General features: G+C 69.1%; 26 protein-coding genes. 7 read left to right on the forward strand and 19 right to left on the reverse strand.

The features are described 5' to 3' along the window. The first annotated feature begins 153 nt into the window (after positions 1–153). On the forward strand, positions 154–585 hold the full coding sequence (locus A7B18_RS21495) for a hypothetical protein (protein ID WP_146009548.1): 432 nt from the start codon (positions 154–156) through the stop codon (positions 583–585). A gap of 66 nt (positions 586–651) precedes the next feature. Here the strand turns inward: A7B18_RS21495 and secD are convergent, their stop codons facing one another. Both secD and A7B18_RS14400 read right to left on the reverse strand, forming a co-directional pair. Continuing rightward, the gene (gene secD / locus A7B18_RS14395) at positions 652–2,946 is read right to left on the reverse strand and encodes a protein translocase subunit SecD (RefSeq protein WP_102127395.1); all 2,295 of its coding nucleotides are present in this window, start codon (positions 2,944–2,946) and stop codon (positions 652–654) included. Between the two features lie 57 nt (positions 2,947–3,003). Next, positions 3,004–3,366 carry a hypothetical protein gene (locus tag A7B18_RS14400; RefSeq protein ID WP_245872896.1) on the reverse strand — a complete coding sequence of 121 codons (363 nt, stop codon included), beginning with the start codon at positions 3,364–3,366 and terminating at the stop codon, positions 3,004–3,006. 198 nt (positions 3,367–3,564) lie between these two features. On the opposite strand from A7B18_RS14400, the gene A7B18_RS14405 reads away from it, so the two are divergent. Next, complete coding sequence (locus A7B18_RS14405; protein WP_245872897.1) at positions 3,565–4,371, forward strand: hypothetical protein; 807 nt, start codon at positions 3,565–3,567, stop codon at positions 4,369–4,371. Between the two features lie 80 nt (positions 4,372–4,451). On the opposite strand, the gene infB is transcribed toward A7B18_RS14405, so the two are convergent. The 5 genes from infB to A7B18_RS14430 form a co-directional block, all read right to left on the reverse strand. Beyond that, entirely contained in the window at positions 4,452–6,275 is a 1,824-nt protein-coding gene (gene infB, locus A7B18_RS14410; protein WP_102127397.1) for a translation initiation factor IF-2, read from the reverse strand. Between the two features lie 69 nt (positions 6,276–6,344). Then, complete coding sequence (locus A7B18_RS14415; RefSeq protein ID WP_102127398.1) at positions 6,345–6,662, reverse strand: YlxR family protein; 318 nt, start codon at positions 6,660–6,662, stop codon at positions 6,345–6,347. A 5-nt stretch (positions 6,663–6,667) separates the two neighbouring features. Next, the gene (gene nusA / locus A7B18_RS14420; protein ID WP_102127399.1) at positions 6,668–7,855 is read right to left on the reverse strand and encodes a transcription termination factor NusA; all 1,188 of its coding nucleotides are present in this window, start codon (positions 7,853–7,855) and stop codon (positions 6,668–6,670) included. Positions 7,856–7,886: 31 nt separating this feature from the next. Beyond that, entirely contained in the window at positions 7,887–8,354 is a 468-nt protein-coding gene (gene rimP / locus A7B18_RS14425; RefSeq protein ID WP_102127400.1) for a ribosome maturation factor RimP, read from the reverse strand. Positions 8,355–8,584: 230 nt separating this feature from the next. Continuing rightward, positions 8,585–9,184 carry a septum site-determining protein MinC gene (locus tag A7B18_RS14430; protein ID WP_180970176.1) on the reverse strand — a complete coding sequence of 200 codons (600 nt, stop codon included), beginning with the start codon at positions 9,182–9,184 and terminating at the stop codon, positions 8,585–8,587. A 153-nt stretch (positions 9,185–9,337) separates the two neighbouring features. Between A7B18_RS14430 and A7B18_RS14435 the strand changes: the two genes are divergently transcribed. From A7B18_RS14435 to A7B18_RS14450, 4 genes are all read left to right on the forward strand, one after another. Further along, positions 9,338–9,727, forward strand: coding sequence for a S1 RNA-binding domain-containing protein (locus A7B18_RS14435; RefSeq protein ID WP_102127401.1), 390 nt, complete (start codon positions 9,338–9,340; stop codon positions 9,725–9,727). A 133-nt stretch (positions 9,728–9,860) separates the two neighbouring features. Beyond that, complete coding sequence (locus A7B18_RS14440) at positions 9,861–10,220, forward strand: VOC family protein (protein WP_102127457.1); 360 nt, start codon at positions 9,861–9,863, stop codon at positions 10,218–10,220. Between the two features lie 33 nt (positions 10,221–10,253). Next, positions 10,254–11,909, forward strand: a complete 1,656-nt coding sequence (locus A7B18_RS14445) for an FAD-binding dehydrogenase (RefSeq protein WP_102127402.1) — start codon at positions 10,254–10,256, stop codon at positions 11,907–11,909. A gap of 137 nt (positions 11,910–12,046) precedes the next feature. Then, a complete protein-coding gene (locus A7B18_RS14450; protein WP_102127403.1) occupies positions 12,047–13,342 on the forward strand; it encodes a S1C family serine protease in 1,296 nt (431 codons plus the stop codon). 143 nt (positions 13,343–13,485) lie between these two features. Here A7B18_RS14450 and A7B18_RS14455 read toward each other — a convergent pair whose 3' ends face one another. From A7B18_RS14455 to A7B18_RS14480, 6 genes are all read right to left on the reverse strand, one after another. Continuing rightward, positions 13,486–13,869, reverse strand: a complete 384-nt coding sequence (locus A7B18_RS14455) for a hypothetical protein (protein ID WP_146009549.1) — start codon at positions 13,867–13,869, stop codon at positions 13,486–13,488. Between the two features lie 33 nt (positions 13,870–13,902). Next, the gene (locus A7B18_RS14460) at positions 13,903–14,706 is read right to left on the reverse strand and encodes a [LysW]-aminoadipate kinase (RefSeq protein WP_102127405.1); all 804 of its coding nucleotides are present in this window, start codon (positions 14,704–14,706) and stop codon (positions 13,903–13,905) included. Between the two features lie 85 nt (positions 14,707–14,791). Next, on the reverse strand, positions 14,792–15,979 hold the full coding sequence (locus A7B18_RS14465) for an MFS transporter (RefSeq protein ID WP_180970177.1): 1,188 nt from the start codon (positions 15,977–15,979) through the stop codon (positions 14,792–14,794). A gap of 70 nt (positions 15,980–16,049) precedes the next feature. Further along, positions 16,050–16,361 carry a GNAT family N-acetyltransferase gene (locus A7B18_RS14470; RefSeq protein WP_102127407.1) on the reverse strand — a complete coding sequence of 104 codons (312 nt, stop codon included), beginning with the start codon at positions 16,359–16,361 and terminating at the stop codon, positions 16,050–16,052. Then, positions 16,358–16,876 carry an inosine/xanthosine triphosphatase gene (gene yjjX / locus A7B18_RS14475; protein WP_102127408.1) on the reverse strand — a complete coding sequence of 173 codons (519 nt, stop codon included), beginning with the start codon at positions 16,874–16,876 and terminating at the stop codon, positions 16,358–16,360. Before yjjX ends, A7B18_RS14470 begins: the two co-directional genes overlap by 4 nt. Next, positions 16,873–17,298 carry a DinB family protein gene (locus A7B18_RS14480; RefSeq protein ID WP_102127409.1) on the reverse strand — a complete coding sequence of 142 codons (426 nt, stop codon included), beginning with the start codon at positions 17,296–17,298 and terminating at the stop codon, positions 16,873–16,875. Before A7B18_RS14480 ends, yjjX begins: the two co-directional genes overlap by 4 nt. A 141-nt stretch (positions 17,299–17,439) precedes the next feature. Here A7B18_RS14480 and A7B18_RS14485 point away from each other — a divergent pair, with 141 nt between their 5' ends. Next, positions 17,440–17,886 carry a response regulator gene (locus A7B18_RS14485; protein ID WP_102127410.1) on the forward strand — a complete coding sequence of 149 codons (447 nt, stop codon included), beginning with the start codon at positions 17,440–17,442 and terminating at the stop codon, positions 17,884–17,886. A 6-nt stretch (positions 17,887–17,892) separates the two neighbouring features. On the opposite strand, the gene A7B18_RS14490 is transcribed toward A7B18_RS14485, so the two are convergent. Genes A7B18_RS14490 through A7B18_RS14515 form a run of 6 tightly spaced genes read right to left on the reverse strand, consistent with a single transcriptional unit; the run spans position 17,893 to position 22,874 of the window. Then, on the reverse strand, positions 17,893–18,666 hold the full coding sequence (locus tag A7B18_RS14490; RefSeq protein WP_102127411.1) for an alpha/beta hydrolase family protein: 774 nt from the start codon (positions 18,664–18,666) through the stop codon (positions 17,893–17,895). After that, positions 18,663–19,229, reverse strand: coding sequence for a histidine phosphatase family protein (locus A7B18_RS14495; RefSeq protein ID WP_245872898.1), 567 nt, complete (start codon positions 19,227–19,229; stop codon positions 18,663–18,665). The genes A7B18_RS14490 and A7B18_RS14495 overlap by 4 nt, the downstream gene beginning before the upstream one ends. Continuing rightward, positions 19,226–20,599, reverse strand: coding sequence for an FAD-dependent oxidoreductase (locus A7B18_RS14500; RefSeq protein WP_102127412.1), 1,374 nt, complete (start codon positions 20,597–20,599; stop codon positions 19,226–19,228). The genes A7B18_RS14495 and A7B18_RS14500 overlap by 4 nt, the downstream gene beginning before the upstream one ends. Next, entirely contained in the window at positions 20,596–20,979 is a 384-nt protein-coding gene (locus tag A7B18_RS14505; protein ID WP_102127413.1) for a hypothetical protein, read from the reverse strand. Before A7B18_RS14505 ends, A7B18_RS14500 begins: the two co-directional genes overlap by 4 nt. Before the next feature lie 46 nt (positions 20,980–21,025). Next, the gene (locus tag A7B18_RS14510) at positions 21,026–21,949 is read right to left on the reverse strand and encodes a carbohydrate ABC transporter permease (protein WP_102127414.1); all 924 of its coding nucleotides are present in this window, start codon (positions 21,947–21,949) and stop codon (positions 21,026–21,028) included. Beyond that, positions 21,942–22,874 (reverse strand): carbohydrate ABC transporter permease, encoded by a 933-nt coding sequence (locus A7B18_RS14515; RefSeq protein WP_102127415.1) that lies wholly within the window; start codon positions 22,872–22,874, stop codon positions 21,942–21,944. The genes A7B18_RS14510 and A7B18_RS14515 overlap by 8 nt, the downstream gene beginning before the upstream one ends.

A 22,874-nucleotide genomic window follows, 5' to 3' on the forward strand; every position in this document is an offset into this window, starting at 1 on the left:
GGTTGGAACGGCCAGGAACTCATCTGCCAGAATGCGGACGCGCTCCCCCAGAATCTGTGACGTAGACACTCCCAGATTTTCTCGGCTGGGAGCGCTTCCCCGTCGTTATGCAGGTGCAACTCCTGAGTAGTTCGTAAGGGTCGGCGAGCGTTGGTGGAGGCCAGCCGGGAGGAGCCAAAGTCAGTCGATCTGCTGCTGGCCGATTACTATGGACTTTTTGCCGACTTCAAGTCGAAGTTGTGGAGCGCAGCGTGGAGCTGCATCAATATCCGACATTATGAAGCTTTTGAGAAATACTTGAGGCAACATCGAATGGAGCGAGCCGCCACCCTCACGGGATACATCCTGTCAGGGCGACCCGTGCTTCGAGATGCATCGGCACAACCCTTTTACTCGGAAGATAATGTCTTCCGCCTTTCCTACTGGACGGCAGAGGAAGTATCGCAGCTCAAGTTGACATTTGACTCTCTGAGCGAAAGTCACTTGCGAGACTTGGACCCGGATTGGGGCGCCTTGCCCTCTACTCAGGAGGCGACCAACGCTGCTTTCAACCGAAAGTCGGGCCTCATCATTACCGTCGCGTAGTCGAGATCGGCCCAAAAGCGAAGGGGCGACCTCCCACCGGAAGCCGCCCCTTCGAGTTCGCGTGCTCTATGCCTTAACTGTCCGCCCGCCCGCCTTGCGCTTATCCTTCCACTCCTCCAGGTACACGACCATCGGCGCGACAATGTAGATGGACGAGTAGGTGCCGACCAGAATGCCGATCAGGAGGATCAGGCTGAAGTCCCGCAGGACCGGGCCGCCGAAGATCAGGAGGCTGACGAGCGGCAGCATGGTGCTGATGGAGGTCATCACCGTGCGCGAGAGCGTCTGGTTGATCGAGGTGTTCACGATCTCGCGGTAGGGCCGCCCGCGCATCTCGCGCAGGTTCTCGCGGATGCGGTCGGAGACGATGATGGAGTCGTTGAGCGAGTAGCCGATCAATGTGAGCAGCGCGGCCACGGTCGCCACCGTGAATTCCAGGCCCAGCAGGCTGAACAGGCCCATCGCAATCGCCACGTCGTGGATCGCCGCGATGATGCTGCCCAGCCCCATGATGAAGTCGAAGCGGAAGCCGACGTAGATCAGGATTAGGGCCAGCCCCAGGATCACGGCGTAGACGGTTTTCTGGGTGAGTTCCTGGCCGACCGCCGGGCCGACCGTCTCGCTCGACAGCACCTCTCCCTGGGGAAGCGCCGTGAGGGCCGTGCCCAGGCGCTGCGTCTCGGCGGCGGTGAGTTCGGGCACCTTGACGGTGTACTGCGCGCCGCCGATGCCGGGAATCACGTCCCGCTGGATCGTGGCGCTCTGCGGGGTCACCTTGGCCACGCTCGCGCCCGTGACCGCCGCCCGCATCTGCTCAGGCGTCGTCGCCGCGCTCGCCCGGACGGTCAGGGTGGTGCCCGACACGAAGTCCACCCCGTAATTCAGGCCCTTGGTCGCCAGGATCAGCCCGCCGCCCACCGCCAGCAGCACGCTGAGGGTGGTCACGATAGGCGCGGCTTTCATGAAGTTGATGTTGGTCTTGCCGATGCGGGTCGGGGCGCTCGCATTCGGCTTGCGCTGCGCCAGAACCTGCATCCCCCACTTGGCGAAGACGAGGTTCGAGAAGGTCGAGGCGATCACGCCGATGATCAGGGTGACGGCAAAACCCTTCACCGGGCCGGTCGAGTAGTTGTAGAGCGCCAGCGCCGAGAGCAGGTGCGAGGCGTTCACGTCGAGGATCGCGGCGGTGGAGTGCTGGTAGCCGGCCCCGATGGCGTTCTTGAGGCCCTTGCCCTTCGCCATCTCCTCCTTGATGCGCTCGAAGGAGATCACGTTGCCGTCCACGGCGGCGCCGATGGTGAGCACCAGCCCTGCGATGCCCGGCAGCGTCATGGTGGCCCCGAAGCCGCCCAGCATTCCCAGGATCACGATGGCCGAGAACAGCAGGCCGAGCGCCCCCACCAGCCCGAACCAGAAGCCGTAGTACAGGAAAAGCATCCCGAAGACCAGCGCGATCCCCACCAGCGAGGCGATGGCGCCGCTGCGGATGGCGTCGGCGCCCAGCGTGGGCCCGATGGCGCGCTCGGCCTCGGTCTTGATCTGGATGGGCAGCGCCCCCGACTCCAGCACGAGGGCGAGCTGCCCCGCCTCCTCGGCGTCGAAGGAGCCGCTGATCTGCACGTCGCGGAAGAGGCGCTGCTGGATCGTCGCCACCGACTGGATCTGGTCGTCGAGCACGACCGCCATCAGCCGCCCGACGTTGCGGCCCGTAAACTCCCCGAAGGTCTGCGCCCCCCGGTCGGTGTTCTGGAAGTTCACCACCCAGCGCCCCGTCGTGGGGTCGGTCGAGGCCTGCGCGTTGGCGATCACCTCCCCCGTCGCCTGCACCGGGCCGAGGTCTTCGAGGGTATAGCCGCCCGTCGCGGGTTTCTGCTGCGCGAGCTGCGGATCGGGTTGTGCCCCCGGGTTCACGATGCGGAATTCGAGCCGCGCGGTGCGCCCGATGATCTCGCGCGCCCGCTGCTGCACGGCGGGGGTCGCGCCCGGAATCTCCACGACCACCCGGCGCCCGCCCGCCACGGTGACGGTCGGCTCGGCCACGCCGAGGGCGTTGATGCGGTTTTCGATGACCGTTTTCACCCGGTCGAGTTCCTCGCGGGTGGCGGGCCCGCCCTCGGGCGCGAGTTCGATTCTCAGGCCGCCCTTGAGGTCGAGTCCCAGCGTCATGAACTGGTACTGGTCGTCCCAGAGGGTCCAGAGGTTGCCCCGGTGTTCCCAGGGCCGCCAGATGTAGAGCAGGCTGGCGAGCAGGGTGAGGAGCAGGAGCAGGCCCGTCCAGCGGTTCGGCTTGCCGGGCGGGGGGGCCGCCTTCCGGGGCGGCGGGCGACGGTTGCGGTTGCGGTTCGGATTGCTGTAGGTCACGGAAAGACTCCAGAGGGAAGGGAAGGGGAAGGCGGTGGTGGTCCGGCCTCCGCCTTCCTACCCCCCGTCCGTCTGCCGCCGCCCCAGCAGGGCGAGGCTGCGTTTCGGGGAGGGAGCCGTCCAGACGGGCAGTCGGTCGTGCGCCTCGTCGGCCCCCCCCGGCACCCGGAACGGCTCGGGCGGGGGGACGGCCCCCAGCGCGGGCCCGGGGGTGGGCTGCGGCGCCGGGCGCAACTCGGGGAGGGCCGGGGCGACCGGGCCCGCCGTGACCCGCGGCCCCGGGTCCATCACCGGCGGCTGGTGGCCCAGCAGCACCGCCAGGACCGAGAGCAGCGTCAGCACGCCCGGCCACGCGAGCAGGCGCGAGCGCCACGGGGGCGTCACGTGAGGGCGGGTGGGGACGGGCTCGGGGGTGGGCATCTTCGTGGGTCTGTGCGCGGGGCGGCCCGGTCAGGAGGTGAGGCCGCCCGCGCCGAGCGCCCCAGCATAGCAGGGCTCCCGGGCACGCCGCGGCGCGACCGTCACCCTCCCCCGGCGTTAGCCCCCGTTTAACGGCCCCGCCCCACCCTGACCCCGTGCCCGGTTTCCCTCTGGCCGGGCCCGTCCCCACAAAGGAGCGTGAAGCTTGTGAAGTCCAACCCCAGGAACCGTACGGCCCTGCTCGCCCTCGTCGCCGCCCTGCCCCTCACGGCGGGTCTGGTGTTCGCCCAGGCGACCTCGGCCCAGCCCCAGCGTGTTCAGCCCGCGCAGCCCGGCCAGGGGCAGAACACCCGGCCCGGCACCACCCCGGGCCGGCAGACGAGCGCCACGAACTACACCGACCTCTTCCTGCAACGTCTCGCCGCGGGGCTCGGCGTCAGCGTGGAGCGGTTGCGCGCCGCCGCCGTCGCCGCCGGGAACGCCACCATCGACCAGGCGGTGCGGGGCGGCGACATCTCGCAAGACCGCGCCGCCGACCTCAAGGCCCGCCTTCAAGACGCGCCCCTGAACTTCGGACGCTTCGGTGGCCGGGGTGGACCGGACAGTCAGCGCGGCCAGATGAATGACCGTGGCCCCCGCGCGGGCTTCGGCCAGGCCATCGTCTCCGCCGTCGCCCGCACCCTCGGGCTGAGCGAGCAGGCCCTCGCCCAGCAGCTCCGGCAGGGGCAGACCGTCCGCCAGCTCGCCCAGGCCCGGGGCGTCAGCACCCAGACCGTCCGCGCCGCCGCCGTCACCGCCCTGAGGACCAGCCTGAACGCCGAGGTCCAGGCCGGTCGCCTCTCCCAGGCCCAGGCCGGGCAGCTCCTCGCCCGCGCTCAGGCCGACGAGAACTTCGGCCTGAACTTCGGACGCGGTGGCCCCGGTCGTGACGGCCAGGGTGGGCCGCGCGGTTTCGACCAGCCGAACACCCCGGGCACCACGACCCCCGGCACCCAGGGCTCCTGAGCCTTCACACCGAAAAAAAGAGGGGCGGTCTCCCACACCGGGGCCGCCCCTCTCTCTTTTGCTGGAAGCTGGCCGCTCCCTTACGCCTGCGTGACCTCCACCATCTCGCTGGCCTCGATGATGTCCCCCTCCTGCACGTCGTTCCAGTCAACGTTGATCCCGCACTCGTAGCCGGTCTGCACCTCGCGCACGTCGTCCTTGAAGCGCTTGAGGCCCACGATGGTGCCCTGGTACACGACCTGACGGTTCCGCGTGACCTTGGCCTTCGCGTTCCTGCGCAGCAGCCCGTCGGTGACGTACGAGCCCGCGATGTTGCCGCTCTTGGGGTGCTTGATGATCATGCGGACCTCGGCGCGGCCCAGGTAACGCTCCTCGAAGACGGGCTCGACGTTGCCCTTGATCAGGCGGTCCACCTCGTCGATCAGTTCGTAGATGATCCGGAAGGACTTCAGTTCGATGCCCTTTTGTTCCGCGGTCTTCTTCACCCCGCCCGCCGCCGTCACGCTGAAGCACAGGATCGTCGCCTCGGCGGTGGAGGCCAGAAGCACGTCGCCCTCGGTCGGCGAGCCGATCCCGGCGAGAAGGACGTTGATCTTCACGTCGTCCGTCTCCTTTTTGGCGAGGATGCCCTGGATCGCCTCCAGGCTGCCCTGGGTGTCCGCGCGCAGGATCACGTTCACCGTGCGGGTCTCCCCGAGCGGCCCCATCATCTCCTCCAGGCTCAGGCGGCGGCGGCCCCGGGCCTCCTCGGCGTCGCGGCGCACACCCACGCGCCCGGCCACGACCTCGCGCGCCTGGTGCTCGTTCTTCGCGCTGCGGACCTGCTCGCCGCTCGCCGGGGCCTCGTTGAAGCCCAGAATCTGCACCGGCGTGCTCGGCCCGGCGTCCTTGATGCGCCCGCCGTTCGAGTCCGTCATCGCCTTGATCTTGCCGTAGCCCTCACCCACGACGAGGAAGTCGCCCACGTGCAGCGTCCCCTCCTGCACCATCACGGTGGCAAGGACGCCCGCCTGGCGGTCCACCCGGCTCTCGATCACCACGCCCCGGAACTCGCCCTTGGGATCGGCCCGCAGGTCTTCGAGTTCGGCGGTGAGGCTGATGTATTCCAGCAGGTCCTCCACGCCCTCGCCCGTCCGCGCGCTCACGGGCACGACGATCAGGTCGCCGCCGTACTCCTCGGGCACGAGGTTGAGCTGGGTGAGGTCGGTCTTGACCCGCTCGGCGTCGGCCTGCGGGAGGTCCACCTTGTTGATCGCCACGATCATGGGGACCTTGGCGGCCTGCGCGTGCGCGATGGCCTCGCGCGTCTGCGGCATCAGCGAGTCGTCGGCGGCGATCACGATGATGGCGATGTCGGCGACGTTCGCTCCGCGCGCACGAATGGTCGTGAACGCCTCGTGGCCCGGCGTGTCGATGAAGACGACCTTGCCCTTGCTCGTCCTCGCCTCGAAGGCGCCGACGTGCTGGGTGATGCCGCCCGCCTCCTTGGCCGCCACCTTCGTCTTGCGGATGTAGTCGAGCAGCGAGGTCTTGCCGTGATCCACGTGCCCCATGATCGTGACGACCGGGGCGCGGTGAGGGATTTCCCGGGCGGCGGGAGCGGCGGGCTCGGGCTCACGCTCCACCGTCGCCGTCGGGGCCGACTGGGACGCGGCCTGCGTCTCGGCCTGGGCCTGCGGGGCGCTGGCCTGGACGGGTTCGGGAGCGGGAGTGTTCGTCGGCGCCGGGGCCGGCTCGCCCGCCGCTTCCTCCTCCAGAATCTGCTTGATGAGGTCGACCGTCTCGTCCTCGATGGTGCTGCTCACGCTCTTGTAGGAAACGCCCAGCCCGTCGAGGATTTCCAGCATTTTGCCGTTGTCCACGCCCAGGTCGCGGGCGAGGTTGTAGATGCGAACTTTCGACATACTCACCTCCGGTGAGGCCCCCTGGGCCGCCCCTTCGTCCGTGCGGAAGAGGGCGGTGGGGGCAGAAGATCAGGGTGTCATAGGCTGATCCGTAGCTGTGTGAGTCGGGTTTGGGTGGCCGGAGTTCGGGTGATTGGGGCCTGAATGCCGCGCCAGGAGGGCCGCGCTGACCCCCGGGGCGTCCCCCCGAAAGGCCCGCCGCAGACGCTTTTCCGCCCAGCACTCCGGCGAGTCGGCGCAGACGTAGGCGCCCCGGCCCGTCCGTTGCCCGCCCAGCACCCGCCACCCCTCCGCCGTCCGCGTGACCCGCACGAACTCGCCCTGGGGACGCTTGCGGCGGCAGGCCACGCAGGACCGTTCCGGGACGTGGCGGGGCTGGGCGGTCATGCGGTTTACTCCTGCCCGTCGTCCGGGCTGGCCGTGGCGACCGACTTGCTGTCCTTGAACAGGGCGTCGAAGGCCGAGCTCGCGTTCCCGGCACCGCTCGCCGCCGCCCGCTCGTCTTGCATCGCCTGCTGCATCGCCAGGTCGAGGTCGCTGACCGCCGCCGTCTCGCGCAGGTCGATCTTGAAGCCCGTCAGCTTGGCCGCCAGCCGCACGTTCTGCCCGCCCTTGCCGATGGCGAGGGAGAGCTGGTCGGGCGTGACCGTCACCGTCGCCTCGCGCACGTCGGGGTGGACCTCGATCAATCCCACCTTCGCGGGCGAGAGCGCGTTGCGGATGAAGTCGCGGGTGTTGCCGTCCCAGAGGATCACGTCAACACGCTCGCGGCCCAGCTCGCCCGTCACCGCCTGGATGCGGTTGCCCCGGTGCCCGATGCACGCGCCGATGGGGTCCACGTTGGGGTTGTGCGAGAAGACCGCGACCTTCGACCGCTGCCCCGCCTCACGCGAGATCGCCTTGACCTCCACGATGCCGTTGGCGACCTCGGGGATTTCCTGGCGGAGCAGGTAGTCCAGCAGCCGCTCGTCCGCCCGGCTCGCCAGAATGGTCGGGCCCTTGGGCGTCTTGCGAACTTCCTTGAGGTAGATCTTGACCCGGTTGCCGGGCGTGAGCTTCTCGCCGGGAATCTGCTCGCGGGGGGGCAGGATCGCTTCTCCGGCCCCGAGTTCCACGAACCAGTTGCCCTTGTTGTCGGATCGGACCACCTGCGCGGTAAGCACCTGGCCCTCGCGGTCCTTGTACTCGTTGAAGACCACGTTGCGCTCGGTCTCGCGCATCTTCTGGGTCAGGGTCTGCTTGGCGGCCTGGAGGGCGATCCGGGAGAACTTCTCGCGGTCCACCGGGAACTCCATCTCCATGCCGATCTCGACGCCGGGGTCGAGTTCGAGGGCGTCGGCGAGGGAAATCTGGAGGTTCTCGTCCTCCACCTTCTCGACGACCTCGCGCACGATCAGGACTTCGAGTTCGCCGCTCACGGGGTCGAGGTGGACCTCCACCCGGCGGTCGGGCTCGACGTTGCGGGTGTACGCCTGCGCGAGCGACTGCTCGAAGGCCTCGATAAGCTGCATCTCGTTGATGTTGCGGGCCTGCGCGACCTCACGCAGGGCGTCCGCGAAGTTGAATTCACCTTGGGTCATCTCACTCTTCCTTCCTGTTTGCTATTCGGTTTTAGCGGTGCCGGTCCGGAAACTCCGCGAGGTTGCCCTGGAAGCTCCCCACCGTCAGTGTCACGTCCTCGCCCTCGCGGTCGAAGGTCACCTGCTCGCCCTGCACGGCCTTGATGGGGGCGGTGAAGGCGTGCCCCTCGCCGCGCACCCGGGCCTTGAGGCCGACCATGCGCTCGAAGTGCCGCGCCCGGGTCAGGGGCCGCTTGGCACCCGGCGACTCCAGCTCCAGCCGGTATTCGCCGGAAATCGGGTCCACCCGGTCGAACTCGGCCCCGACCGCCCGGCTCGCGGCCTCCAGGTCCTCCACCGTGACAGGCTGCTCGTCGAGGCGGTCCATGCGGATCACCACGATGGGCCGCCGACCGGGATTCTGCACCTGCACGTCGAGCACCTCGAAGCCCAGGGACCGCAGCACCCCGTCGGCGAGCGTGTGCAGGTTGTTTGAGTTGTTGGCTGCGTTGTTATTCATATTGTCGGCCACCTTTCGGGCAGCCCTCCACCACCCCCTCCACGAAAAAAGGTGGGCCCACTGCCCACCCCCCGTTCGAGGAATTGCCTCGGCAGTATACGCGAAATGTGGGCTGGGGCGGGGAAACGGGTTACAAAGGGGTGAGTGGGAAGTGGTCAGTGGTGAGTGGGAGCATCGGCGAAAGCTCTGGCCTCGGCTTTCTGTTCCACTGACCACTCACCACGAACCACTCACCTGTGGGCGTCGATCACGATTACTCCGTCCTGGAGCCTCGCCTGTTCCGCCCCCTCGTGGCCGTCGAGCTTGCGCATGTTGCTCAGGCTGCTGCCCTCGGGGGCGCGGGCCACGGCGTCGCCGATGCGGATTTGCGCGCTGGCGATGGGGCGGGCCCAGACGATGGCGTCGGCATTGCCCCCATATCCTGCATGGACCACGCCGCGCAGAGCACCCATCACGATCACGTCGCCGCCCGCGACGATCTCGGCGCCGGGGTTCACGTCGCCGAGAATCACCACGCTGCCCCGGTACTCACCCCGGAAGCCCGCGCGGACGCCGTGCGGCAAGATCACCGTGCGGGCGCTGCCGTCGTCGCCCGCCGCGCTGGGGACCGTCACGCGGGGGGCGCGGACCCGGCCCGGCGTGCCCCCCGCCGACCGGATGGCCCCTAAGGCGGCCTCCACGGCGCCGGGGTCGGTATCTCCCCCGATTTCGAGCGTCACGCTGGAGCCCAGCAGCTCCGCGCGGGAGGCGAGTGCGTTCATCACACTGGAAGCCGTGTCGCCCGGTTCGAGGAGGAGATTGAGACCGCCGAGCGTGCCGCGAAGCTTCATGATCTTCACTCTAGCGGGTGAGCTGTCCGGGTCCTCAGCGCGGAGGTGGTGCACAACGCCTTGCCGGTTTCTGGGCGAGTTCTCACCTTTGGGGGTGCAGGGGTGCGGGGGCATGGTGTAGACTTGGCCCCATGCTGATTCAGGAGGGCACCCTTGGTGCAGCTTGACCCCGGCGCGGTCGTCGAGGGCCGTGTCACGCGCGTCACCGACTTCGGTGCGTTTATCCAGTTCGAGAACGGCGAGACCGGCCTCGTCCACATCTCGCAGATCGCGCACTCCTTCGTGCGGAACATCCACGATCACGTCCGCGAGGGCGAGAACGTGGAGGTCAAGGTGCTGGGCCGCGACGAGCGGGGCCGCCTCGACCTCTCCATCAAGGAGCTGCTCGAAGAACCGGAAGAGATTCCGCGCCCCCGCGCCATCGGTCGCCAGAGCCCACAGTTCGAGGCCAAGCTGCGCTCCTTCATGCGCGACGCCAAGGAGCGGGGCGGTGGTGGTGGCGGCGGCAAGAAGGGACCCGCGACCTCCAAGCGCAAGAAGTAGGACCCAGCCCAACGGCTGAGCGAGCACCACCAAAATCCAACCCAGCAGCGGGACACCCTCGGGAAGTGGGGTGTCCCCGTTCTTCGTCGCCGGGTGGGGCGGGCTGGCGCCGTGCAGTACACTCCTTGAACCCATGAACCTCAATCACGTCAACCTGGCGGTCACCGATGTGGGGGCCACCGTCTCTCTCCTGGAAACTTACTTCGGGTTGCGCCGGACCCGGCTGGTCACCGGGGACATGGCGTTCCTGCGTGACGACGGCGGCGCCCTGATTTCCCTTTTCCGGGAGGACGACGTGATCTATCCGCCCATGTTCCACATCGGGTTTACCCGGGAGACCGTCGAGGAGGTCGATGAGGTGTACCGCCGCCTCGTGGAAGGCGGGTTTCACCCGCAGGCCCCCAGGGAGGACCACGGTCGCTGGACGTTCTACTTCATGACGCCGGGGGGCTTCACGGTCGAGGTCCAGAAGTTCCACCGGGAGTTGCTGTAGGAAGCGCCCCCCTCCCCGTCCCCGAGGTCTTCCATGCACACCCCTGACACAGATGTCATCGTCGTCGGCGCCGGAATCGCCGGGCTGACCGCCGCCGCCGAGATCGCCGACGCCGGGCGCCGCGTCCTCCTCCTCGACCAGGAGGGCGAGCAAAACTTAGGCGGGCAGGCTTTCTGGTCCTTCGGCGGGCTCTTCCTGATCGACTCGCCCGAGCAGCGCAGGCTGGGCATCCGCGACTCGCGCGAGCTGGCCGGGCGCGACTGGGCGGCCACGGCGGGCTTCGACCGGGCCGAGGACCACTGGCCGCGCCGCTGGGCCGACGCCTACCTCGACTTCGCGGCGGGGGAGAAGCGGGCGTGGCTGACGGGTCAGGGGATGCGCTTCTTCCCCGCCGTCGGCTGGGCCGAGCGCGGCGGGCAGGGGGCGGACGCGCCGGGCAACAGCGTTCCCCGCTTCCACATCACCTGGGGCACCGGGCCGGGCGTGATGGAGCCCTTCGAGCGGCGGGTGCGCGAGCATGTCCAGGCGGGACGAATTGGCTTCTGCTTCCGCCACCGGGTGCGCGGCCTGAACATCACGAACGGCGTCGTCCACGGGGTCCACGGCGACGTGCTCGAACCCTCCGACGTGGCGCGCGGCGAGGCGAGTTCGCGGGTCGTGGTGGACGACTTCAGCCTGAACGCGGGGGCGGTCGTCGTCACTTCTGGCGGCATCGGCGGCAACTTCGACCTCGTGCGGCGGAACTGGCCCGTCGAGCGCATGGGCCCTCCTCCGAAGTTCATGGTCGCCGGAGTGCCCCGGCACGTGGACGGCGAGTTGCAGGCGACCGTCGCCCGGTCGGGCGCGAGCCTCATCCACGAGGACCGGATGTGGCACTACACCGAGGGGCTGCGCAACTGGAACCCGGTCTGGCCGGGGCACGGCATCCGCATCCTGCCCGGCCCCAGCAGCCTGTGGCTCGACCACACGGGCAAGCGCCTGCCCTTCCCGCACTACCCCGGTTTCGACAGCCTCGCCACGCTGACGCACATCACCCGGAGCGGCTATCCCCACACGTGGTTCCTCCTCAACCGCCGCATCATCAAAAAGGAGTTCGGCCTCTCCGGCAGCGAGCAGAACCCCGACCTGACCGGTAAGGACGTGCGCCTGGTCCTGCGCCGCGTGACGGGAAAGGTGCCCGCTCCCGTGCAGGCCTTCATGGACCACGGGGAGGACTTCGTGATCCGGGGCAACCTGCGCGACCTCGTGGCGGGGGTGAACGCGCTCGTCGGGACCCAGGACGCGGACTACGCGACCGTGGAGCGGGAGGTGCAAGACCGGGACGCGCAGCTCCTGAACGACGTGGGCAAGGACACCCAGCTCGCCCTGGTGCGGGGGGCGCGCGGCCTGCGCAGCGAGCGGCTGATGCGCGTCTCGCCGCCCGCCCCAATCCTCGACCCGGCGGGCGGGCCCCTGATCGCCGTGCGCCTGAACGTCCTCACCCGCAAGACGCTCGGCGGGCTGGAGACCGACTTGCAGGGGCGGGTCCTCAGCCCGGGAGGCGAGGTCATCCCCGGCCTTTACGCGGCGGGCGAGGTGGCGGGCTTCGGCGGAGGGGGGATGCACGGCTACCGCTCGCTGGAGGGCACCTTCCTGGGAGGCTGCCTCTTCAGCGGTCGGGTGGCGGGGCAGGCGAGCGCGGCGGGGTGAGGAAAGGCTAAAGGCAGAAGGCGCCGCCGCTCGGCCTTCTGCCTTCCGCCTTCTGCGCTTTTGCTCCAGGGATGGGACGGCACGGCGGCTCCCCACGTTTTAACCGCCGCGTAACCGACCTCGGGCAAGCTCGGCGTGTGAAAAGGAACCTCTCCCTGCTGGCCCTGACAGGCACGCTCGCGCTCGGGGCGTTTGCGGGTTTTGAATTGTCGGAGCGGACGAACGCCCAGACCTCGCTCGTTCAGACCGCCGTGACCCAGACGGCGCCTCCCTCCTCCGCTGGGACCCCCTCTCCCGTCTACGACTCGGGCCGCGCCCGCACCGAGTCGGAGGCGAATACCGTGAATGTCGTCAAGCAGCGCCAGGACGGCCTCGTGTACATCAGCGTGACCGAGGGGGCGGGCAGCGGGCCCCAGGTCGAACTCCGCCAGCGGCTGCAAGACCAGTTCGGCCCCGACATCCCCGGCCTGCCGGAGGGCGGCGTGCAGCAGGGCACCGGCAGCGGTTTCTTCGTGAACAGCCGCGGCGACATCATCACCAACAACCACGTCGTCGAGGGGGCCAGCGAGATCACCATCCGCCTGCACGGCAGCAAGCAGACCTACAAGGCGAGGGTGATTGGCCGCGCCCCCGACTTCGACCTCGCCCTGATCCGCGCCGAGGGGCTGCCGCGCGGCGCCGTGAGGCCCATCCCGCTCGGCGACTCCTCGCGGCTCGACGTGGGCCTCAAGGCGATTGCGATGGGCGCCCCCTTCGGCCTCGACTTCAGCGTCTCGGAAGGCATCATCTCCAGCCTGGAGCGCACCGTCCCCGTCGGCACCAAGGGGGTCAGCCAGAGCGTCATCCAGACCGACGCGGCGATCAACCCCGGCAACTCCGGCGGCCCCCTGCTGAACAGCGCCGGGCAGGTCATCGGCGTGAACACCCAGATTCTCACGGGCGGCAGCGGCCAGAGCGCGGGCGTGGGCTTCGCCATCCCCGTGAACACCGTCAAGAGGTTGCTGTCTCAGCTCCAGGCAGGCGGCGAGCTTCGCACTCCGACGCTGGGCATCCAGTTCACCGACCTGAGCGCTCTCTCACCTGACGCGCGTCAGCGGCTGAACCTCCCTGCGAGCGGCGCCTTGGTGGGGCAGGTCTACCCCGGCAGCCCGGCGGCGCGGGCGGGGCTGAGAGGGAGCACCCAACCCTCTGCGACCGACCGGAATCAGGGCTTCCCGGGACAAGGCGGCCAGACTCAACCCCAGATCGTCACGGGCGGCGACATCATCACCGCCGTGGACGGCCAGCCGGTCACCGAGGGCGACGACCTGCGCCGGGCGATCATCGGCAAGCAGATCGGCGACAGCGTGCGCCTCACCGTGCAGCGCGACGGCAGGGCGCGTGAGGTGACGGTGGGGCTCCAGGCGTTCGAGATTCCGAGCGCACAGCAGTAATCACAACGAGAAGCGGTCCTGGAAGCGGCGAATGTGCCAGCCGGGACCGCTTCTCTTGTTGAGCAGTGCCACCAGGACACGACCACCCGACGTTGCCACAGCATGTTCACCTTGATCCGTCATGGGAGAGGCGAGCGTGGCTGTCAGGTCCAGGGTGGCGCGAGGAGGACGGTCATGACAACTCCGGCGCTGAACCCAAGACCAAGTTCCCAGTCAAAGTGCCGGAGGTACGGGCGAGTCTGAGGCAGGAACCGGAAGAATAGCGGGAGGCCGATGGTGACCAGGAGCAAGAACAGGGCCTGCCACGGGAAGCCGAGATTGTACGATCTGAATAGCTCCAGCGAGTCTATAAAGAACCAGACAGAGAAGACAGCCATATAACCCATCGCGGCAGCGAAGAAAAGCATGGCAAGTCGTCGCCACCACTCTGGCCCATGCTTTTCCCAGCTCCTCAGCATGGCTGCCTGGGCCCGCCGCCAGGAGGCGTACAGTTCCCGTTCTGCGGCGGCGTATTCGGGGTCTTTCACGTGCCCAGTCTACCGACCGGGTACAAGCAGAACCTAATTCACCACCGTCCCCGCCCCGCCCAGTGCCGCGCTCACTGGCTGCCCCGCCCGCGCGTCCCCGAAGATGACCCGCTTCACGCCGCCCCGCACGGCCTCGGCGGCGCCCAGGACCTTCTTCTTCATGCGGTCCTGGGCGAACTCCAGATAGCTCTCCACGTCGTTCGCCGGAATCTGCCGAATCAGGCTGCTTTCATCCGGGTACTCCCGCAGCAGGCCGGGCACGTTCGAGAGGAGGAGCAGCGCGTCGGCTCCCAGCGCCACGGCGAGGGCGGCGGCGGCCCGGTCCCCGTCCACGTTGATCGCCACGCCCTCGTAGCTCGCGGCGGGAGGGGTCAGGACGGGGAGGTAGCCCGCACCGAGGAGGAGCCGCACGAGGTCCACGTTCACCCGCTCGACGGTGCCGGTGTGATCCCCCCGCAGCACCCGCACTTTCCCGTTCTCGACTGCCCGCACCGTGTCCTTGTGGCGGCCCTCGAAGATGCGCCCGTCGAGCCCGCTGAGGCCCACCGCGTTCACGCCGAGACGCTGGAGCCGCTCGACGATGCCCTTGTTGATCTTGCCGCAATACACCATCTCGAAGATTTCCAGCGTCTCGCGGTCGGTGAAGCGCGACGTGTACCCGCTCGGGCTCGTCACGAAGCGCGGCGGGTGTCCCAGCGCCTCCGCGACGCGGTTCGTCTCCCCGCTCCCCCCGTGGACGAGCACGAACCGCCCGCCCTCCTTCCACCGCGCGGCGAGGTCGGCGCACACGGCGTTGTAGTCGATCCCGGCGCTTCCGCCCACCTTGACGACGATCATGGGGTTAAGGTATCACATGGTAAGTATTAAAGACTCAGAAATGGCGATTGATAGGTATCGCGATACGGGGGAGCGGGGGCGACGCTTACCCCGCCGCCGACCGCCTTGCCGCCAGCCGGAGCCCGGCCACGAGGAGGCCCGCCCCGATCAGCGCCGCGAACACCGCCCCCGCCGCGAAGGTGTGACTCACGTCGGCTCCGCGCACAAAGGGTTGGGCGAGGAGCGGCGAGAGGAACTGTCCCAGGAAGATGCTCGCCGACAGCCCGCTCATCACCCTTCCCCGCGCGTGGGCCGGGGCGAGGCCCGCGAGGAAGGTCGTGAGGTTCGGGGTCACCAGGCCCGCGCCCGCCCCACCGACGATCAGGCCGGGGACGACCCACCCGGCGCCGGGAGCGAGGCTCACCACCGTCCACCCGGTCGCCATCGCCAGGATGCTCAGGCCCGCCGTGAGGGCCGGGGTGCGGGTGCCGCCGCGCCGTGAGAACCACAGCGCCGCGACGGCGCCCGACAGGGTGCTGACCCCCATCACGAAGCCGACCTGCGCCGGAGCCACCCCCAGCCCCTCCAGGCGGTAGGGAAGCTGGGTGGGCATCAGGTAGAAGACCACCATGTACCCCAGCGCCACCGCGTAGGCCGGGAGGACCCACCGCCACGGCACACGCTCGGCGGCGTCCCCGGCGCCCCTCGCCCCCGCCGTCTCCCCGCGCGGGAGCCGCAGGGCCAGCGGCACGATCAGGAGGGCGGCGAGATACACCGCGAAGGGGGCGCGCCACCCCACACTCGCCAGAAGTCCGCCCAGCGGCAGGAAGATCACCCCGCCGAGGCTGGTGAACGCACTCTGCAAGCCCAGGAAGCGCGCCCGCTCCTCCCCGGCGAAGAGGTCCGCCACCAGCGCCGCTCCCGCCGTCATCGTCGCCCCCACCGCGAGGCCGAGCAGGACCCGCCCGAGCATCAGGGTGGTCAGGTCCGGCGCGTACAGCCCGCTCGACCCGGCCAGGGCATACAGCCCCATCGCCACGACGAGCACCGGGCGCCGCCCGATCCGGTCGGTGAGGTAGCCGCTCAGGGGCGCGCTGACCGCGATGGCGAGGCCCACGACCGTCACGGTCAGGCGCACCAGAACGTCGGCGTTCGGCAAGCCCGCGAAGTGCTCCTGCATAGCGGGCAGCGAGGGCGCGATGGTCGCCCCACTCATGATGGTGAGGGTGGCGGTCAAGAGCAGCGTCAGCCGCGTGACCCAGGGCACGGGCCGGGGAGGAGGGGAGGCCGTCATCTCTCTGAGGGTGCGCCTCGCGGAGGAACGCAACCGTGCGTTTCCCGCCCGGGAACAGCCGTGACCGTCGTTACAGCCCGAACACGCCCCGCTGCCCCGGCTGCACGAGGTCCACGTACTCGCGGTGCTCGCGGATGAAGGCGGCCACGAAGGGGCACATGGGCACGACCTGTCGCCCCTGCGCGCGGGCGTCGTCGAGCGCGGCGCGGACGAGGGTGCTGCCGAGCCCCTGCCCCTCGTGGCCCTCCTCGACCTCGGTGTGGGTGAACATCAGGGCGGGCCCCGCCGGGCGGTATTCGGCGAAGCCCACGACGTTGCCGTCCAGGCGGAGTTCGTAGCGGCGTTCGGCCTCGTTGTTGGTGACCTGAAGGTCGGGGTTCATGGCTCAGGGTACAGCCCCGGGTCCAGAAAAGGGACGGCGGCGAACGCGACCGCCTGCCGCCACACGTCCGCCCGCGTGACCATCCCGCGGCTGAGCGCCCCGAAACTCCCCACGCCCCGGTTCACGTCCACCGTGCCCAGCAGCTCGTCCATCACCCGGCCCAGTTCCTCGCCTGCCCGCACCCGTCCTGCGACGACGGGGGGCAAACGCACCTCTGCCGTGCGGGCGACCTCCACCCGCCCCCCGCGCGCGACGGCGACGAAGCCGAACAGCCGCGCCTCCTTCCCGTCGAAGGTCACGCCCCCCTCCAGCCCCACGCCCCAGTCCGCCCCGACCAGGGCCGCCCGCGCCCGGTTCACCGCTCCCTCGCGCGTCTGCGCCTCCCCGACGGGCTGCTCGGGCACGCCGCTGGGCACGTCCACGCCCTCCACCTCGGCGTCCGGCCACCACGCCCCGAACACGCCCTGCACCGGCCCCACCTTCGCCGGGTTGAGGCTCCCCACCCGCACCCTCACTCGCCTGCCTCCTCCGGCCAGTCCCCGAGGACTCGCCGCAGCAGGGCCACCTGCCCCCAGTGGTAGGCGTTGTGCGCGGCGAGGTCGGTCAACACGTCCCGCGCCCGCTCGGAGGGGTCCCCCGCCAGCGCCTGCGCCTCGGCGAGTTCGAAGGTGAGTTCATCGAGAAGGTGCCGAAATCCGGCCTCGGTGACGGGCGGGTCCGGCCACACGTCGAGGCCCTCCGGCCACGCCTGCGTGCGGCCTGAGGCGAGGTCGAGGCTGGCGCGGCCCGTCACGGCGAGGTGGGCGAGCACGGCGGCGAGGGTGTACGGCACGCCGGGTACGGGCCGGGAGGCGACCTCCAGGGTGAGCCCGTCGAGAAGCTGGGACGGCTCGCGGAAGGCGGCCCCGCCCGCGAGGGAGGCTTGGAGGAGGTTCATGGGCCCCAGCCTAGCCCGCCCCGGCGGCGACTCAAGGGAACGCCAAGGCCGCGTTTCGGGAGCGTAAAGGCGCCGGGCGGGGTTTCGGGTGTTTCTGCGGGCCGGGGGCACCACACTACGGGCATTAGACCGGAGACCTTGATGACCAGTTCCGAGACCACACCCATCGAGATTCTGCTCGTCGAGGACACCGAGGCCGACATCCTCCTGACCGAGGAGGCTTTCGCCGCCGCCGGAATCGCCAACAGATTGCACGTCGTGCGCGACGGGGTAGACGCCCTCGCCTTCCTGCGCGGGGAGGGCGAGTACGCGGGCGTGCCCCGCCCGGACGTGATCCTCCTCGACATCAACATGCCGCGCATGAACGGCCTCGAACTCCTCGCCGTCCTTAAGCGCGACCCCGCGCTGATGACCATCCCCGTCATCATCCTGACGACCAGCCAGGCCGAGGAGGACATCCTGCGCTCGTACCAGGCCCACGCCGCGAGCTACGTCGTCAAACCCATCGACTTCGACCGCTTCTACGAGGCGATTCAGGCCCTCGGGCGCTACATGCTCACCATCGTGCGCGTGCCGCCGCCGGGCTAGAAGGGCTCAGGAGCCGAGCAGAAAGCGGACCGTCTCGTCCCGCATCTTCTGACTCGTGTAATGGCCGACTCCGGGGAAGACGACCTCTCGGAAATCCCCGGGGCAGCCCGCCCGCCCGTAAGCCTCTCGGTACGCGGCGGCGGTGGGAACGTGGTGCGCGGCGAGGGGAAAGGCCGGGTCCACGTCCCCGCTCGCCAGCAGGAGGGGGATGGGCGGGGCGTCTCCGGCGTGGTCGAGCGGGCGGTGGGCCTCCAGAAAGGCGCGCAGTTCCGGCCTCCGTACCTCCGGCTCGTGCCAGACGCCGGACGAGATCAGGGCCGCCGCCCGCCGCACCCGCCTCTCGGTCCGCGCGAGGGTCTGCGTCACGTACCCGCCCATGCTCGACCCGGTGACGGAGACGGGAACCGGACCGACCAGCTCCGCCAGGGCGTCCAGCAGGGCCGGGGCCTCCGCCACCGTCCGGCGCACGCTCTCCCAGACGTACTCGCGGGCGTTGAGCCCGGGCGGCGTGTCTCCCAGCCGCTCGCCGTGCAGCGCCGCGTCCGGGACGACGACGGCCCAGCCGTGCGCGGTGAGCCCGGAGTACACGCCGAGCTTGCCCTCCTTCGCCGCCCACGCCCCGTGGTAGGTGAGGCACACGGCCCGCACGTCGGCCAGTTCCGCAGGTCGCTCGATGAGGACGGGAACGCCCGCCAGCACCCGCCGTTCGATGAGGTACGGGGTCCCCTCGTGCGTCGGCGTGGCGTGCGGGTCGGCGGGGTCGAAGGTTCGCTCGGTCATGCCGTTTCCAATCGTGCCGCTCGTCCTTCCGCGTCCAGCGTCCACACGTCGGGATTGCACAGGGTCGCCCAGCCCCCGAAGTCGAGCCCCAGCGCGAGGGCGAGCAGGTTGCCGTGGGTGACGACGGCGGTGAGGCCGCGCGGGTCGCGGGCGTCGGCGAGGGCTCGGACGATGCGTGCCCGCGCTGTCGTGCCCGACTCGCCCCCCATCAGCGCAAGTTCATCATCCGCGAAGCTCGACCGCAGGTGCGTCATCCAGTCGGTCAGGTCGGCACCGCTCAGCACCCGCTCCGTCAATCGCCCGTCCGTCTCAATCTTCAGCCCCAGCCGGGCCGCCAGCGGGCGCACCGTGTCCACCGCCCGCCTCCACGGACTGCTCACGATGCGGGTGATGCCCAGCTCGGCCAGCCTTTCCGCCAACTGCGCGGCCTGCACCTCCCCCTCTGGAGTCAGTGGCGCGTCGAGAGCCTGCCCGGTCGCCTTCGCATGTCTGATCAGGAGAAGCGTCCCTATCGCGATCTTCGGCCCATCGCTGACGGCGCAGAGCCCACCGCTTCCCCTCACACGTTCCCCCCCAGCCGCCGCATCTCCGATTGCAGGGCCGCCACGTCCACGCAGCGCACCCGGCCCCCATGCTCCCGCGCCGCCCACGCCGCCGCGATCCCCGCCGCCTCGCCCATCGTGTGACAGTTCTGCTGCACCCGGATCGCCGACTGCGCCTCGAAGGTGCTCGACGCCGCGCGGCCCGGCACGAGAAGGTTCGCCACCCCCTGCGGCACGATGGAGCGGTAGGGAATCTCGTGGAAGGCATCGGGGGCGAAGTACGGCGCCTTGCCCTCCCGCTCGTGCAGGAGATGGGCGCCCGCCTTCACCGAGTGGATGTCCACCGGGTAGTGGTTTCGGCAGATCGAGTCCTCGAAGCGGCGGCAGTCGAGAATGTCTTCCAGCGTCAGCGTGTACTCCCCGACGATGCGCCGCGTCTCCCGCACCCCCACCATCGGCGCCACGGTGCCGATGAAGGCCGACTCGCACCCCTCCAGATAGCGGCGGCAGAAGGCCGTCAGTCGGTCAATCGCCGCCCGCCCGTCCGTCTGCGCCGCGCTGAGGTGCCAGGGGTTCGCCCCGTCGTTGAGGTCGGCGCGGATGCGCGGGCAGTTGAAGCTGATCTCGCCGGGCCGCCCCGGCACGCTGAAGCCTTGGAAGTAGTCGCCGTCGCGCTCCTCCAGCACGCCCGCCGCCACCGCCTCCCGGAAGAGCGGTTCGAGCGTGGACCGCTTGCCCCACACCATCCAGAAGTGCAGGAAGTCGGCAGAGGTCTGTCCCTGCCCGTGCGCGTTCAAGAAGGCGCACAGCCTCTCCGTGTCCACCCCCGCGAGCGTGAAACGCAGGCTCATCGCCTGGTGAATGCCCTCCTCGTCGCCCGCGTGGAAGGGGACGCCCGCCCCCACGGCCACGTCCGCGTCCCCCGTCGAGTCGATGAACACGCCCGCGTGGAGGGCCTGTAACCCGCCCTTGTTGTGGACGACGAGCGCGGTAATTCGCTCTTCCTCCACGAGTGGCTGAACGACGTGGGTGTGGTACAGCACCTCGCCACCCGACTCCAGCAACATCTCCTCCAGCACGAACTTCATGCCCTCGGGATTGAACCAGTTGTCGTTGCCGCCGGGGTCGGTCGCGCCGTCACCCCGCGCGTGCATCCTGGCCTTGAGTTCGTCCGTCAGCCCCCGGTTCAGGTTCCGCCCCGCCGAGACATTCCGCATCAGCGGCGTGACCCAGGCGTTTGTGCCCGTGCCGCCCAGGCTCCCCTGCGCCTCCACGACGAGCACGCGCGCTCCAGCCCGAGCGGCGGCGATCCCCGCGATGGCGCCAGCGGTGCCGCCCCCGGCGACGAGGACATCCCAGGAGCGGGGTTCGGTGTGGGAGGGGAGGGTCACTGGACGCCGACCTCGCCCCACGATTTCCCGTTCACGATGACCTCGAAGGGGCCTACGCGGGCAGGCGTTCCGGGGTCGGTGTAGGACAACGTGCCTTCCTCAACGACGGGGGGACAGGGACGGTTCGAACGTCTGCCCACAGATTCCGCCCGCAGCGTCAGGGCCTGCGCCGTCCGGGACACCATGCTCAGGCGGTGGTCAAAGCCCTCACAGGTGCTCAAGTTGTAGGCACGAACGTCGACTCGCAGCGCCTCCGTGGAAGAGACGGTCGCGGGCACGTTCACGCCAACCACCGTCAGGGGAAACACTTCCTCCACGCCGCTGCCCCCGCAGGCGGTTAGGGTGAAGGCGACGGTCGCAGCGCCCAACAGCTTCTTCATACGCTCATCCTGCCATTCCGGGTGAGGTCCCACGTCCGCACCTGCTTCACCCCTTCACCGCCCCCTCGATGCCCTTCATGAAGTACCGCTGCCCGAAGGCGAAGATCACCAGGATGGGCAACACGGTGATCACCGCCCCCGCCATCACCGCGCGCGAGTTCGTGCTGAAGGTGCCCGAGAGTTCGAGCAGCCCCGCCGACAGCGGCATCAGCTCCTTGTCCGGCAGCATGATCCGTGCCCACAGGAACGAGTTCCAGTACGCCACGAACTCCAGAATCGAGAAGGCCACGATGGTCGGCAGCGCGAGCGGCAGCATGATCCGCCGCCAGATCGTCAGTTCCTTCGCCCCGTCGATGCGGGCGGCCTCGATGAGTTCGATGGGAACCCCCAGGTACGCCTGCCGTAGCAGGAAGAGGCCCACGATGCTCGCCACGCCCGGCAGCACGACCGCCGCGTACTGCCGCGCCGCGTCCAGCACCGGGTTCGTCTGCTGGAGCAGCCCCAGCTTGATCGTCGTGATGTAGTTGACGATCAGCCCCGCCTCGTTGGGCAGCACCATCAGGACCAGGATCGCGTAAAAGATCAGGTCCCGCCCCGGAAACCTCATCTTGGCGAGCGGGTAGGCGGCGAGCGAGGCCAGCGTGACCGTCAGCGTGACGCCCAGCGTGCAGATGATCAGACTGTTGACGATCAAGCGCCAGAACGGCACCGTCGTTCCCTGAAACACTTCGAAGTAGTTTCGCAGACTCACGTCCTTGGGCAGTAGCTTCGCCTCGTAGATGCTCCCCGTCGTCTCCAGGCTGGTGATGAGGGTCCAGTAAAAGGGATAGAGCAAGATCAGCGCGATGACGACGAGGACCGTGTAGGCGAGGGCGTTCCACAGCAGGTTCTTGCGCCGCCTGCGCGCCTTGATCTCGCTCAGGGTCGGGCTGGCCGCTGGCCGCTGGCTGCTGGCCGCTCTCTCAAGCATCCGCCTTCCCCCCCCTCGTCAGCTTGAAGTTGATGAAGCCGAACACGATGCTGATCACCGCGATGATCAGCCCGGCGGCGGCGGCCAGCCCGTACTGGAAGTCCACGAAGGCCCGCGAGTAGGTGAAAAAGAGCGCCGTGTAGGTGCTTCCGGCGGGTCCGCCCTGCGTCATCACGTAAATCTCCTCGAAGACCTTGATCGCGCTGATGGTGCTCAGAAGGCTACACACCAGGATGGTCGGCCTCAGCCCCGGCAGCGTCACGTTCACGAAGACCTGCCAGCGGGTCGCCCCGTCGATCACGGCGGCCTCCTCCAACTCGCGGCCAATCGCTTGCAAGCCTGCGAGGTACAGCACCATGTAGTACCCGATGCCCTTCCACAGGGTCACGAACATCACCGCGTACAGGGCCGTGACCGGGTTGTTCAGCAGGCTGCCGCGCGCCTCCAACCCCAGGAACCTCAGCACGGCGCTCACCGGCCCGTCCTGCTGGTACATCCACGTCCAGATCAGGCCCACCACCGCGAAGCTCGTCACGACCGGCACGTAGTAAGCCGTGCGGAAAAAGCCGATGCCTCTCAGCGGCCTGTTCACGAGCATGGCGACCGCGATGCTCAGGAGCTGGATGACGGGCACGACGAGGATGTACTTGAGGCTGTTCCTGAGCCCGGCCCAAAACTGCGAGTCGGCGGCGAGGGTGCGGAAGTTCTCCAGCCCCACCCACTCCGGCGGGGAGATGATGTTGTACTTCGTGAAGGCCAGGTACGTGCCGAAAAAGACCGGCCAGGTGTGGTACAGAACGAGCAGGATCAGAAAGGGCAGCATGAAGGCGTAGGCGATCAGGGTATTGCGCACGGTCACGCGTGCCCCCTGCGCGCCCCGGACATGTTGCGCCCGCCGCGACTCCCGCCGCTTGGTGGTGGTCAT

It is taken from the genome of Deinococcus planocerae (assembly GCF_002869765.1).
Lineage (GTDB): Bacteria > Deinococcota > Deinococci > Deinococcales > Deinococcaceae > Deinococcus > Deinococcus planocerae.